We start from the raw sequence: 13,688 nt of genomic DNA, 5'->3' as shown, positions 1-13,688 counted from the left end.
TGTTCTCCGCCTCCCTCTCTCTTGCTTGTCTATCGACCGACGATTGCCCGTTGTTACACCGATCCGTGGAACGTGCGGTTCAGCACGTCGAGCTGCTGCTCGCGGGTCAGCTTGATGAAGTTGACCGCATAGCCCGAGACGCGGATCGTCAGCTGCGGATAGTTCTCCGGATGCTCCATCGCGTCCAGCAGCTGCTCCCGGTTGAACACGTTGACGTTCAGGTGATGCCCTTTGCTTGCGGCGTAGCCGTCCAGCAGCGAGACGAGGTTGCGTACCCGCGTATCGGCCTCGCGGCCGAGCGCCTTCGGAACGATCGAGAACGTGTTCGAGATGCCGTCGAGGCAGCTGGCGTAAGGCAGCTTGGCTACCGAGCCGAGCGAGGCGAGCGCGCCCTTGCGATCCCGTCCGTGCATCGGGTTCGCGCCCGGAGCGAACGGCTCTCCCGCCTTGCGTCCGTCCGGCGTGCTGCCCGTCTTCTTGCCGTAGACGACGTTCGACGTAATCGTCAGCACCGACATCGTCGGCAGCGCGTTCCGGTACGTCGGATGCTTGCGCAGCTTGTTCATGAACGACTCGGTCACCGCGACGGCGATGTCGTCCACCCGCGCGTCGTTGTTGCCGTACTGCGGATATTCGCCTTCGATCTCGAAGTCGACGGCCAGCCCCTGCTCATTGCGAATCGGCTTCACCTTGGCGTACTTGATGGCGCTAAGCGAGTCGGCGACGACCGACAGCCCGGCGATGCCGCAAGCCATCGTGCGCAAAATCTCGCGGTCGTGCAGCGCCATCTCGATGCGTTCGTAGCAGTATTTGTCATGCATGTAGTGAATGACGTTCAGCGTGTTCATGTACAGTCTGGCGAGCCAATCCATGACGCGGTCGAAGCGCTCCATCACTTCCCCGTAGTCGAGCGTCTCTCCCGACAGCGGAGCGAGCGCGGGGCCGACCTGGATGCCGAGCTTCTCGTCCTTGCCGCCGTTGATCGCGTACAGGAGCGTCTTGCCCAGATTGGCGCGTGCTCCGAAAAACTGCATTTGCTTGCCGATCCGCATCGCGGACACGCAGCATGCGATGCCGTAGTCATCGCCGAATTCCGGCCGCATCAGATCGTCGTTCTCGTACTGGATGGAGCTCGTGTCTACCGACACTTTGGCGCAGTAGTTTTTGAACCCTTCCGGTAGACGCGTCGACCAGAGCACCGTCAAGTTCGGTTCGGGCGCCGGCCCGAGGTTGTACAGCGTGTGCAGGAAGCGGAACGAGTTGCGCGTCACCCTCGTGCGCCCGTCGTTGCCCATGCCGCCGATCGACTCGGTCACCCAGGTCGGGTCGCCGCTGAACAGCTCGTTGTAGTCGGGCGTGCGGAGGAACTTGACCATCCGCAGCTTCATGACGAGGTGGTCGATCAGCTCCTGCGCCTCCGCCTCGGTCAGCGTGCCTTCCCGTTTGTCCCGCTCGATGTAGACGTCGAGGAAGCTGGATACGCGGCCCAGGCTCATCGCCGCCCCGTTCTGCTCCTTGATCGCCGCCAGATAAGCGAAGTACAGCCACTGCACCGCTTCATGGGCGTTGGCCGCCGGACGGGAGACGTCGAAGCCGTAGGAAGCGGCCATCGTCTTCAGCTCGGCAAGGCTGCGGATTTGCTCGGACAGCTCCTCCCGCGCGCGGATGACGTCTTCCGAGATGACGTCCGTCTCCAGCTGCAGCAGGTCCTCCTTCTTCGCTTCGATCAGCCGGTCGACGCCGTACAGCGCCACTCTCCGGTAATCTCCGATGATGCGTCCGCGTCCGTACGCGTCCGGCAGTCCGGTAATGATGCCGGCTTTCCGCGCCAGCTTCATCTCGGTTGTGTAAGCGTCGAATACGCCCTGATTGTGCGTCTTGCGAATGTCGGTGAACAGCTTGCGCGTCGCTTCCGGCAGCTCGTAGCCGTACGCTTTGCAGGCGTCGTCCACCATGCGGATGCCGCCGAACGGCTGGATCGACCGCTTGAGCGGAGCGTCGGTCTGGAGGCCGACGATTTTCTCCAGCTCGCGCTTGATGTAGGCGGGACCGTGCGAGACGATCGTGGACACCGTCTCGGTGTCGATGTCGAGCACGCCGCCGTTCTGCCTCTCCTTCTTCATCAGCTCCAATACCGCGTCCCACAGCTCGAGCGTCGCATCCGTCGGTTCGGCCAGGAAGGATTCGTCTCCTTCGTACGGCGTCAAATTTAGCCCGATAAAATCGTTCACGTCGACGTGCCTTTGCCAGCGCCCGGAGCGGAACCCTCTCCAGCCGTCGGCAGGAGCGGCGGCAGCCGCCGCTCTGTTCAAGTCCTTTTCCGTAATCGCCATGTTCGTTCCCTCCCAGTTGATTTAAGTGAGCGTTTAATAAGTTCGGTTCTCAGCACCGAGAGAAGGTCGGACGTCTACAAAGCGAATTTTCCGTAAAACGCGTTGCGGTATACGTCGGCCAGCTCGGTAACGAGCGGCATGCGCGGGTTCGCGGTCGTGCATTGGTCCTCGAACGCCCGGTCGGCCAAGTAGTCGACTCTGCTCTCGAAATCGTTCGGATCGAAGCCGAGCGCCTGGAACGATTCCGGAATATCGAGCGAGCGGTTCAGCTTGCGGATCGCGTCGATCAGGCTGGCTACGCCTTCCTCGGTCGTGCCGCAAGGCAATCCGAGCACTCTGGCGATGTCCGCGTATCGCTTGTCGGCGACGAAGTGGTCGTATTTCGGGAACGAAGCGAACTTCGACGGCTTCTCCGCGTTGTAGCGGATGACGTGCGGCATCAGAATCGCGTTCGTGCGTCCGTGCGCCGTATGGTACTGTCCGCCCCACTTGTGCGCCAAGCTGTGGTTGATGCCGAGGAACGCGTTGGCGAACGCCATGCCCGCGATCGTCGAGGCGTTGTGCATTTTCTCCCGCGCTCTCGGATCTGCCTTATGGTACGAGGCTTCCAGGTTCTCGAACACGAGCTGGATCGCCTTGAGCGCCAAGCCGTCCGTATAGTCGTTGGCCATGACCGACACGTACGACTCGATCGCGTGCGTCAGCACGTCCATGCCGGTGTCGGCGACCGCCGTCTTCGGCAGGCTGTACACGTAATCCGGATCGATGATGGCGACGTCCGGAGTCAGCTCGTAATCGGCGAGCGGATATTTCGTATTGCCCTTGTTCTTGTCGGTGATGACGGCGAACGACGTCACTTCCGATCCGGTGCCCGAAGTCGTCGGAATGGCGACGAACTTCGCTTTGCGGCCGAGCCGCGGGTACTTGTAGATCCGCTTGCGGATGTCGAGGAACTTCATCTTCAGCGAGTCGAAGCTCGTCTCCGGATATTCGTAGAACAGCCACATCGCCTTCGCCGCGTCCATCGGCGAGCCGCCGCCGAGGGCGATGATGCAGTCCGGCTTGAACTGGGCCATCATCCGCCTGCCGCGCTCCACCGTATCCGTCGAAGGGTCTGGCTCGACTTCCGAGAACACTTCGATCGCGACCGGCGTCGCCCGTTTCCGCAAGTAGTATTCCACTTTCTCCACGTAGCCGAGGCTGACCATCGCAGCGTCGGTGACGATCATCACCCGCGCGATGTCCGGCATTTTCTCCAAATACTGCGTCGATCCGCGTTCGAAGTACACTTTCGGCGGCACCTTGAACCACTGCATATTCAGCGTGCGGTAAGCGACGCGCTTCAGGTTGATCAGGTTGACCGCAGTGACGTTCGACGTCGTCGAATTATGGCCGTACGAGCCGCAGCCGAGCGTCAGCGACGGCAGGTTCGTGTTGTAGATGTCGCCGATCGCGCCGTGCGTCGAAGGGGCGTTCACGATGATGCGGCCGGTTTGCAGACGAGCCGAGAATGCCGCGATGACGTCCTGATCGTTCGAGTGGATGACCGACGAGTGGCCCATGCCGCCGAAGGCGACGACCTGCACGGCCCGCTCGATGCCCTGCTCGGCGTTCTTGACCTTATAGCAAGCGAGCACGGGGCTCAGCTTCTCGGCCGACAGCGGATACTTGTCTCCGACTCCGGCCAATTCGGCGACCAGTATTTTCGTTCCGGCAGGTACCGCGACTCCGGCCATCTCCGCGATTTTCGCCGCCGGCTGGCCGACGATGACCGCGTTCACCGCGCATTTCTCGGAATTGATGACCAGTCCCGATACTTTCTCCGTCTCTTCCTTGTTCAGGAAGTAGCAGCCGAGCTGGATCATTTTCTTTTTGGCCGCCGCATAGATCGGTTCGTCGAGAATGACCGCCTGCTCCGAGGCGCAGATCATGCCGTTGTCGAACGTTTTCGACAAGATGAGGTCCGTGACCGCCTGATCCAGATCCGCCGTCCGCTCGATGAAGCACGGCACGTTGCCGGGACCGACGCCGAGCGCCGGCTTGCCGGTGCTGTACGCCGCCTTGACCATCGCCGAGCCGCCGGTCGCGAGCACGAGCGCCACGTCCTTATGGTTCATCAGCTGCTGCGTCGCCTCGACGGACGGGTGATCGATCCATTGGATGCAGTGCTCCGGAGCCCCCTCCGCCACCGCCGCTTCGAGCAGCGTCTTCGCCGCTTCGCGGCTGGATTTCTGCGCCGACGGGTGGAAGGCGAAGATGATCGGGTTGCGCGTCTTGGCCGCGATCAGCGCCTTGAACATCGTCGTGGACGTCGGATTGGTCACCGGCGTAATGCCGGCGATGACGCCGACCGGCTCGGCGACGACGCGGTAGTTCTCGTAAGGGTTGTCTTCGACGACGCCGACCGTCTTCTCTTTTTTGATGCTGTGGTAAATGTATTCGGTGGCGAAAATGTTTTTCGTGATTTTATCCTCGTATACGCCGCGCCCGGTTTCCTCGACCGCCATTTTCGCCAGCGGCATATGCTTGTCGAGCCCGGCCAGCGCCATTTTCTGCACGATCCGATCTACGGCGTCCTGATCCAGCTGCATGAATTGCTCCTGGGCTTGCCTAGCTCTCTCCGTCAACAGATTGACTTCTTTCTGCGCGGCGACGAAAGTTTCCTGAACTTGTTCTTTGGCTGCCATGGCATCTGCCTCCTTAAGTTGGTTAAGATCCGATGTACTCGATTTCTTCCAGCAGGCGTTCGGCCGCGGGGACTACCGTCTCGTTCTCTACCCGGAAATGCTCGGCGATAATCATGAGCACCTGAAGCAGCCTGGACAGGCAATCTTCGGGCGACTCCTCGGCCTTTACCGCCGCCAAGTACGCTTCGTAGAACTGGCCCGCGATGACGTCCTCCTGCTCGAGCACCGCCGCCGGTCCCATTCTTCCTCCGCAGATGGCGGACTTGGCGATCGGGTAGATGATCTCCTTTTCTCTCGCCAGATGGGCTTGCCAGTCGTTCATGAACGGGATGAACTTCTCATGCACGTTGCGATGGTGCGTCCCCCAGAACGGGTAGTCGAAGTTGCCGGGGTTCCACCGCATCAGCTTGCACAATTCGAGAAGTCTGCCGTACAGCGCGTCGTGCTCTTCCTTCCACTGGTCGTACCTCATATACAGTGCGTACAGCGGAGAATTGACCGCATGAGGCATCGAAATCTCTCCCTTCGTAAATGGGGATTGTCCGCTCAGGCTAGAAGCCGTAAGCGTTGGAACGGTCCGTCAAATCCATCATGATCTCGTCTTCTTCCCGGAAACGATTGTTCAGCACCGCGTAAGCCTGGATGAGATAGGCAGTCATCTTGCACGCCTCTTCCCGTCCGATCGGGTATTCGGCCTTCTCCAGCGTCCGCATGAACGTTCGCAAATACTGATCGGCCAGCTCGTACTCCTGCTCCATCAGCATGAACAGGTCGGGCTCGGCTCCGAGATAGGTCGCCGCTTGCGGGTACAGCTCGGAATCTTCCCACTTGGTGTGCGCGGCCCAATGCTTCATGAACAGCTTGACGCAGTCGTGGAGCTGCCGGATTTCGCGGTTCAGCCTCTTCTCTTCGCGGTCGTTGCGGACGTTGCACGCTTGATCGTAAATGCTTCTGAGCTCTTCCTTCAACGCTTCATGTTCCTGTCTTGCGCGGGCGACGGAGGATTCGAGCAACCATTCGCGCATCTCCTCGTTCGGTTCGATACTATTGATAGCGACGTGTAGTTTCACCATGGAATCACATCCCTTTCCTCTTCATGATCCCAGTATAATCCTGCGGTCGATTTTATCTTGTGAAATAAATCACATTGTAACGAACTATTCTTATATTAAAGCTCGTTTGACACATTTCTGTCGTAAATGGCGAGTTCGCGGGACCTGAGTGCGGCGGCTGGAGAAAATGCGGCTTTGCTCGGGGAGTTAGCGGGTTAGGAGCGCGATTGGGGACACGTTAGTCGATTCTTTAGAACATCGTCCTCCGTTCGAGCGCGATTGGGGACACGTTAGTCGATTCTTTAGAACATCGTCCTCCGTTCGAGCGCGATTGGGGGCACGTTAGTCGATTCTTTAGAACATCGCTCTCCATTTGAGCGCGATTCGGGACACGTTAGTCGATTCTTTAGAACATCGTCCTCCGTTCGAGCGCGATTGGGGACACGTTAGTCGATTCTTTAGAACATCGTCCTTCGTTTGCTCCTGCATGCGAATCGGGCAGCGACAGAAAGAAAAGGACGCATCCCCGAAAGAAGATGCATCCTTAACTTCATTGCCGTTTCCGCGATTCGCCGCTCATTCGCTCGCCAGCCGAACATGCGCGCTGTCCGGAGTTGTCGGAAGATCGCTGCCGCCCTTCGGCTCGATCGTAAAGCGCAGAGCCTCCAGCGCGGCCATCTCCCGAAAGCGCGAGTACAAATGCCCCTGTCCGCTGTGGAACTCCAGCAGGCCCAGATTCGAAAGCCGGCTTCTGCTGTCCGCCCACGCCTGCACGTCGCTCGCGTCGGATGCAAGCACGCCTTCCATCAGCACGAACAACTCCTCCGTATCGGCGTTGATCCAGACCGTCAGACTTCGCCGCGGCTTGATCGAGGACGGCGACGACGGCCACGCGGCCATATCCGGCGCGGAGATGACGCGGGTGCCCGGGAGCTCCATCAGCCTCGCCCCTTCCGGCACGTGCATCCGCGCGTAGTGCTCCGCTTCGAGGGCCGCGGCCGGTTGCTCGGAAGCTGCCGGGTATCGGAGCAACCCGACCGAGGCCGTCGCGAGCAGCGCCGCGCAGACGCAAGCGGCCGCCAGCCTGCCCGGTCTTCGCTTCGCCCGGCGCAAGAAAGCCCGCACCGCCATCCGCCGCCGCAGCGAACGGTACATCGCCGAAGCCGCCGGCTCCTCCGCGCGATCGGCTGCCACCGCTTGAACGCCAATGCCTTCGTCCGCACTCTCCGCCGCCGTTCCGAGCAGATCCGCCCAGCGCTTGCAGCAGCTGCGGCAGACGGAACAGCTCTCCGCGTGCCGCTCCAGCGCTTCGGAGGAGGCTCTGCCCAGCTTGCCGAGATGGTAGTCGATCCAGCGTTCGTCCGGGATGCCGCAATCTCTGCCCATCATCTTAGCCCCCTCCTTTCGGCCCGCTCGACCAGCCGAGCCGCTCCATCGCCTTGTGCAGATGGTTCAAACCGTATCGCACGCGCGACTTGACCGTCCCGACGGGAACTCGCCAAGCTTCCGCCAGCTCCGTGCGCGTGCGTTCGCCGTAATACACCTCGGACAGCGTTCGCCTCTGCTCGCCGTCCAGCTCGGCCAGCGCCTGCCGGAGCGCCTCCCCTTCCATTTTGGCCAGCACGCGCTGCTCCGGAAGCGCTGTCTCTCCCGCCCAAGCCAGCCGTCGCTCGAACGGCGCCTCGCGCTGCTCCAGCACGATCCGCCGGCGCTTGCGCAGCCGGTCCATACACCGGCTTTTCGTCAGCACCGCCAGCCACGCTTCCACCGAGCCCCTCTCCGGGCAATATTTCTCCGGCTGCGAAATGACGGTCAACAGCACATCGTGGCAGACGTCTTCGGTTTCCATCCGGTCTCCGCCGAGCAGCTTGCCGGCGATTCCCATTACGAAAGGGGCCGCTTGCCGATAGAAGCGGTCGAACGCCTCCATCGAGCCTTCCCGCATGAGCGCAAACTGCTCGAACAGATCCTCGCGCCCCGACCGGTCAGGGATCGTGCCCATGTTCATCGCACCTCCGCACCTGTATAGATTGAACCAATGCCAAGGAAGCCCATTGCATTCCGAAAGGGACGGCTTTGCCGCCTTCAGACAGGTTCTTTTCGACACTAAAATATCAAAAAGAAAGCGGCGAGAAAACCGGCCCGGCATTTTTTTATGTTCCTTTAAGCTTCTTCTAAGCAATTTTTTAACTTTCGGCTAAATCCGTTCGCGGAGGTCGCGCGTAGTAGGGGTGAAAATCACTTTTTTGGAGTCGAGGGGGAATTGTTGTCATGAAGAAACTGACCAAACCGTTATCCGGAGCGCTCGTCCTAACGCTGCTGCTGGGCGCTCTGCTGGGAGGCGCGTCGCTCGCCGCGGCGGCCCCGCTGCTGAAGCTGTTCACGCCGTACACGTACTTGTCGGTATCGCCGGGCGAGAAGCTCAACTATTCGATCGACGTCATCAACGATTCCGACGAAATCCGGACGGCCGACGTCTCGTTCGACACCGGGAGTCTCGGCTGGACTTACGAGCTGACGGCCGGCGGCAACCGCGTCCGGCAAATCTCGGTGAAGCCCGGGGAGTCCCAGATGCTCAGCCTGAGCCTGACCGTGCCGCTGGAAGTGAACAAAGGCGACTATTCGTTCAAGCTGAACGCCGGCGAATTCGGCTCGCTTCCGATCAAGGTGAACGTGGCGGAGCAAGGCTCCTACAAGTCCGAACTGTCCGTCGACCAGCCTAACCGCGAAGGCCATGCGGACTCCAAGTTCACGTACAGCCTGACGCTCGACAACCGCACCGCTTCCAAGCAGCAATACGCGCTGACCTCGGAAGCGCCCGCCGGCTGGTACGTCCGGTTCTCCGTGAGCGGAAGCAACGTCACGTCCGTCGACGTCGAGCCGGGCAGCTCGAAATCGATCAGCCTGGACGTCACTCCCGCCCAGAGCGCTCCCGCCGATACGTATCCGATCGTCGTCCACGCCGCAAGCGGAAGCACATCGGCGCAGGCGCAGGTGGAAGCCGCCATTACCGGATCGTACGGCCTTGAGCTCACGACGGCCGACGAGCGGCTCAGCGCCGACATTACCGCCGGCAAGACGCGCAATCTGGAGCTCGTCGTCAAAAATACGGGCTCTGCCGAAATTACCGACGTCAGCTTGAGCGGGCAGCTTCCCGCCAACTGGGAAGTGACGTTCGAGCCGAAGACGATCCGTTCCGTCGCGGCAGGCCAATCCGTTCCGGTCACGGCCACCGTCAAAGCTTCCGACAAAGCGCTGGCCGGCGATTACGTCGCCAATCTGACCGCCAGCTCTCCGGAGAAAACGGCTTCCGCCATGTTCCGCGTCACTGTTGAAACGTCGATGCTGTGGGGCTGGATCGGCGTGCTGATCGTCCTTGTCGTGGCGGCCGGCATTTACGGTCTGTTCCGGAAATACGGGAGGCGGTAAACGTGACTACGATCGAAGCGGCGGAACCGGTCATTCAGCTTAAAAACCTGTCGAAAACGTATGGAGAGTTTACCGCTGTCGACCGTCTGAACCTGAACATCTATCCGGGCGAAATTTTCGGTCTGCTCGGCCCCAACGGCGCCGGCAAGACGACGACCATTCTGATGATGCTGGGCTTGACGGAGCCTGTGTCGGGCGAAGCGATCGTATGCGGAGTCGACGCGACCCGCAACCCGATGCAGGTCAAGCGGAAAGTCGGCTACATGCCGGACGACGTCGGGTTCTACGAGGACCGCTCGGCGCTGGACAATCTCGTCTACACGGCAAGGCTGAACCGCATTCCCGAACCGGAGGCGAAGAGCCGGGCGATGACGCTGCTCGAGCGCGTCGGGCTGGCGGAAGCCGCGCACAAGCGGACCGGCACGTTCTCGCGGGGAATGCGTCAAAGGCTCGGTCTGGCGGACGTGCTGATCAAAAACCCGCGGGTAATCATTCTCGACGAGCCGACGCTCGGCATCGACCCCGAGGGGGTGCGCGAGCTGCTGGCGCTCATTCGCGACCTGAGCCGCAACGAAGGGCTCACCGTGCTGCTGTCGTCCCACCACCTGCATCAGGTGCAGCAAATTTGCGATCGCGTCGGCCTGTTCGTCCAAGGCAAGCTGATCGCTTCGGGGGACATCGATACGCTGTCCCGACAGCTCGACGGTTCGCCGGCGTATCGCATCGAGCTGGACGTCTCCCCGTGGAGCGAGTCGCTCTTAACGGCGCTGCGCGGCGTCGAAGGCGTCACGGACGTGCAGCTCAAAGACGGCGCGGAACCGGCGGAAGGCGCGCAGCAAGGCGCGGGCATCGTAACCGTCGCCGTGTCCGGCACGTCGGACGTCACCGCGGAACTGGCGCAAGCCGCCATCTCCTCCGGCGCGTCCCTGTTCGGCTTGCGCCCTCTCCGGTACGGACTGGACGACATCTACCACCGTTATTTCGAAGGAGGCGAGAAGCGTGAGCGCTTGGGTTAACAAATGGCGGGGCGCGCTGGGCAAGACATCGCGAAATACGGATGCGCCCTTCATCGCCATACGCGAGACGCGCGCTACAAGCCCGTTCTGGGTTATGGTGCAGAAGGAGTTCGGGGATCATATCCGCAGCTGGAGGTTCGTCATCCTGCTCGGCATCGTCACCCTGGCCTGCATCGGTTCGCTGTACACGGCCGTCACGGCGCTTAAAGACGGAGCGCAGACGGTCGGCGGTGACGCCAACTTCCTGTTTCTGAGCATGTTTACCGTATCGTCGAACGGCCTGCCGAACTTCCTGACGTTCCTCTCTTTCCTTGCTCCGCTGATCGGCATCGCCATCGGCTTCGACGCGGTCAATTCGGAGCGGAGCAAAGGCACGCTGAGCCGCGTCATGTCGCAGCCGGTGCATCGCGACGATTTCCTCGTCGCCAAGTTCGTCGCCGGACTGCTGCTGATCGCCGTCGTCGTCTTCTCGCTCGGCTTCCTCGTCATGGGCACGGGGCTGATCACGATCGGGTATCCGCCGACTCCGGAGGAGTTCGGGCGCGTTATCGTCATGCTGCTGATCACGACGGTCTACGTAGGGCTGTGGCTTAACCTGTCTCTCCTGTTCTCGGTGAGATTCAAGCAGGCGGCCACCTCCGCGCTCAGCGGCATCGCGGTGTGGATTTTCTTCCTCGTGTTCTACGGCATGATCGTCAACCTGGTCGGCAACGCGCTGATGCCAAGCGATCCGAGCGACGTGCAAGGGTATATGGACGCGCAAAACCTGCTTACGCTGCTGTCCCGGATTTCCCCCGCCCAGCTGTTCCAGGAGGCGGCGTCCACGCTGCTGCTGCCGGACGTGCGCACGCTTAATCCGTTCGTGACTCAGGAGCAGGCGTATCTCGCGATCTCGTCGCCGCTGTCCTTCGGCCAGAGCACGCTGCTCGTATGGCCGCACATCGTCGCTCTGATCGCCGAGACCTCGCTGTCGTTCGCCGCCACCTATCTGCTGTTCATGCGGCAGGAAATTCGCTCTCGTTCCTGATTTGTGCAACAAAGGGCAGTTCAAGACAACAACCCGTCAGCCAGGTTCCCTCTTGAACTGCCCTTCTCTTTTCCCCGCTCCGTTACCGGTATCCTTCGATTCCCCGCAGCACGAACCTGACGACCGACTCGGCCTCCTCCTCGTCGCTGACCGGAGGCTCTTCGGAAGCCAGCGCGAAACGAATGACGAACTGGCTGAACACGTACGGGAAGATCAGCTTCAGCAGCCGCTCGTTGGGCAGATCGGGCAAATCACCCTTCGCCTTGAAATAATCCATCGCCCTGAACATGTAGACGACGATATCGCGCTGGATATGCGCCATCAGCTCGTTGCGCAGCTCGTCCCGGTAGACGAACTCTTTGACGACGACGCGGAAAATCTCCTTGTTCTCCCGGAAAAACCGCAGCCGGTTCAAAAACAGCGCCCGAAGAAAATGGTCGAATCCCGCTTGCTTCGCGGGATTGACCTCCTCGAACACCTCCTGGGCCATCGCCGGGAGCGACTCCTTCAGAAAAGGCACGATCACCGCCAGCAGCAGGTTTTCCTTCGTGCCGTAATGGCGGAAGATCGTCCCTTCGGCGACTCCCGAGTGCTTGGCGATCTCGCTCGTCGACGTGTTGGCGTAGCCTTTCTCCGCGAACAGCGCGACAGCGCTCTGCAAAATGCGCTGCTGCCTGGCGGTCTCCTTCTTGGACTGCTTGGCGGAAGCCAGCATGCGATCCAGAATATTGTCGGACGACATGTTCTCATTCCTTCTTTATTTTCGATATTTCTTAAGCGCCCGTATGTTCAGTTCGATAAAGAGGCAGGCGAACGCAACCAGGAAGAGCAGGTTGGGCACAATGTCCCCGATGCCTTCACCCCGGTACATGACGCCGGTCAGCGCGTCGCCCGCGTAATACAGGGGCATGATCTTTCCTAATATTTGCAGCCAATTGGCCATGCCGTCAAGCGGCAGAATGCCCGCGAAGAACACTTGGGGAATGACGACAACCGGGATAAACTGCACCATCTGAAACTCCGACGAAGCGAACGTGGACAGCAAAATGCCGAGCGACAGCGCCACGAGCGCGACCAGCAAATTGATGAGCAGCACGTTCCAGATCGAGCCCGCCAGCGGAATGTCGAGCACATTCACGGCGTACATGACGACGATGATCGTCTGAACGACGGCGAAAATGCCGTATCCGGCCAAATAGCCGGTCAGCACCTCTCCCCTGCGGATCGGCGTGGACATCAGCCGCTCCAGCGTGCCGGTCGTGCGTTCCCTCAGCAGTCCGATTCCGGAGATGAGGAATACGAAAAAGAAGACGAAGAACCCGACGAGAATCGGACTAAGCACATCGAAAAAGGACGATTCTTCTCCGCCGTAGACGTAGCTCGTCTCGATGCCGGGAGAAGCCGAGACCGGAAGTCCGAGTCCGTCCAGCGTTTGGAAGGCCGCGATCTGCGAGATTTTCATCCGCAGCGCTTTCGCCTGCGCCGGATCCGCGTTCTCCAGCAGCAGCGCGGGGCGGCCGTCTTCGAACGTCAGGACGCCGTCCAGCTTGTGACGCTCGATCGTTGCGGCGGAAGCTTCGGACACCAGCATAGGGTCGATTCCGGCCTGCTGCAGCATGCCCGCAAGGGCTGCGTCCTCCTGAACGATGCCGATTCTCGGATTGTCCGCCTCTCCTCCGTTCAGTATATAATACATCAGAGTTAATACAAGCAGCGGCGCGGCAAGGAGCAGCGCCAGCGTCCTTTTGTCCCGGATCATCTGGCGGCAGATTCTGGCGATCAGCGCTCTCGTCCTCATCGGCTCGAACCTCCCGCCGCCAGAAACACGCTCTCCAGATTGTCCGTATCGTACTGAGCCATAAGCTCGCGCGGCGTTCCCGAAGTAAGGATGCGCCCGTCGCGAACCATCGCGAGATAATCGCATCTGGCCGCTTCGTCCATGACGTGGATATCTAAAAATAAGCGACGCACAAGATGGACGTTTCGTTTTACGAAGTCTTCTGGGATATAGGCGCAACACCAATTCAATCGTTGCACATAATCAAGAATTGCACAATTGAAAAAACGCACATAATAAAATTGCACAACATCCGTGAGTAAACTCTTTTTAATGTTAAGGGGTTCCTTATGCAGTTTAAAGTGTT

Annotated in this window: 12 protein-coding genes; 3 read left to right on the top strand and 9 right to left on the bottom strand. The window is 60.3% G+C overall.

Annotation, left to right across the window (positions count from 1 at the left end):
• Window positions 1-53: 53 nt before the first annotated feature.
• The 6 genes from pflB to B0G52_RS10720 form a co-directional block, all read right to left on the bottom strand.
• On the bottom strand, window positions 54-2,333 hold the full coding sequence (gene pflB, locus B0G52_RS10745; protein ID WP_094043956.1) for a formate C-acetyltransferase: 2,280 nt from the start codon (window positions 2,331-2,333) through the stop codon (window positions 54-56).
• A gap of 74 nt (window positions 2,334-2,407) precedes the next feature.
• Window positions 2,408-5,020 (bottom strand): bifunctional acetaldehyde-CoA/alcohol dehydrogenase, encoded by a 2,613-nt coding sequence (adhE, locus tag B0G52_RS10740; protein WP_094043955.1) that lies wholly within the window; start codon window positions 5,018-5,020, stop codon window positions 2,408-2,410.
• A gap of 22 nt (window positions 5,021-5,042) precedes the next feature.
• A complete protein-coding gene (locus tag B0G52_RS10735) occupies window positions 5,043-5,531 on the bottom strand; it encodes a hemerythrin domain-containing protein (protein ID WP_094043954.1) in 489 nt (162 codons plus the stop codon).
• Window positions 5,532-5,571: 40 nt separating this feature from the next.
• Complete coding sequence (locus B0G52_RS10730; RefSeq protein ID WP_094043953.1) at window positions 5,572-6,093, bottom strand: hemerythrin domain-containing protein; 522 nt, start codon at window positions 6,091-6,093, stop codon at window positions 5,572-5,574.
• A 555-nt stretch (window positions 6,094-6,648) separates the two neighbouring features.
• Complete coding sequence (locus tag B0G52_RS10725; RefSeq protein WP_094043952.1) at window positions 6,649-7,461, bottom strand: anti-sigma factor domain-containing protein; 813 nt, start codon at window positions 7,459-7,461, stop codon at window positions 6,649-6,651.
• A 1-nt stretch (window position 7,462) separates the two neighbouring features.
• A complete protein-coding gene (locus B0G52_RS10720; RefSeq protein ID WP_233162553.1) occupies window positions 7,463-8,074 on the bottom strand; it encodes an RNA polymerase sigma factor in 612 nt (203 codons plus the stop codon).
• 269 nt (window positions 8,075-8,343) lie between these two features.
• Between B0G52_RS10720 and B0G52_RS10715 the strand changes: the two genes are divergently transcribed.
• From B0G52_RS10715 to B0G52_RS10705, 3 genes are read left to right on the top strand one after another with little or no spacing between them, the layout of a single operon-like run.
• Window positions 8,344-9,501: a COG1470 family protein gene (locus tag B0G52_RS10715; protein WP_094043951.1), complete on the top strand. Its 1,158-nt coding sequence runs from the start codon at window positions 8,344-8,346 to the stop codon at window positions 9,499-9,501.
• Between the two features lie 2 nt (window positions 9,502-9,503).
• On the top strand, window positions 9,504-10,517 hold the full coding sequence (locus tag B0G52_RS10710) for an ABC transporter ATP-binding protein (RefSeq protein ID WP_094043950.1): 1,014 nt from the start codon (window positions 9,504-9,506) through the stop codon (window positions 10,515-10,517).
• Window positions 10,501-11,544 (top strand): ABC transporter permease, encoded by a 1,044-nt coding sequence (locus B0G52_RS10705; RefSeq protein WP_233162551.1) that lies wholly within the window; start codon window positions 10,501-10,503, stop codon window positions 11,542-11,544. Before B0G52_RS10710 ends, B0G52_RS10705 begins: the two co-directional genes overlap by 17 nt.
• Before the next feature lie 82 nt (window positions 11,545-11,626).
• Here the strand turns inward: B0G52_RS10705 and B0G52_RS10700 are convergent, their stop codons facing one another.
• From B0G52_RS10700 to B0G52_RS10690, 3 genes are read right to left on the bottom strand one after another with little or no spacing between them, the layout of a single operon-like run.
• Window positions 11,627-12,286 carry a TetR/AcrR family transcriptional regulator gene (locus B0G52_RS10700; RefSeq protein WP_094043949.1) on the bottom strand — a complete coding sequence of 220 codons (660 nt, stop codon included), beginning with the start codon at window positions 12,284-12,286 and terminating at the stop codon, window positions 11,627-11,629.
• 15 nt (window positions 12,287-12,301) lie between these two features.
• Window positions 12,302-13,342, bottom strand: a complete 1,041-nt coding sequence (locus B0G52_RS10695; protein WP_094043948.1) for an ABC transporter permease — start codon at window positions 13,340-13,342, stop codon at window positions 12,302-12,304.
• Complete coding sequence (locus tag B0G52_RS10690; protein WP_369827038.1) at window positions 13,339-13,515, bottom strand: hypothetical protein; 177 nt, start codon at window positions 13,513-13,515, stop codon at window positions 13,339-13,341. Before B0G52_RS10690 ends, B0G52_RS10695 begins: the two co-directional genes overlap by 4 nt.
• Window positions 13,516-13,688 lie beyond the last annotated feature (173 nt).

Source organism: Cohnella sp. SGD-V74 (assembly GCF_003001675.1).
Lineage (GTDB): Bacteria > Bacillota > Bacilli > Paenibacillales > Paenibacillaceae > Cohnella.
Note: the sequence above shows the minus strand (reverse complement) of the source record. Positions and strands in the feature narration are given on the sequence as shown.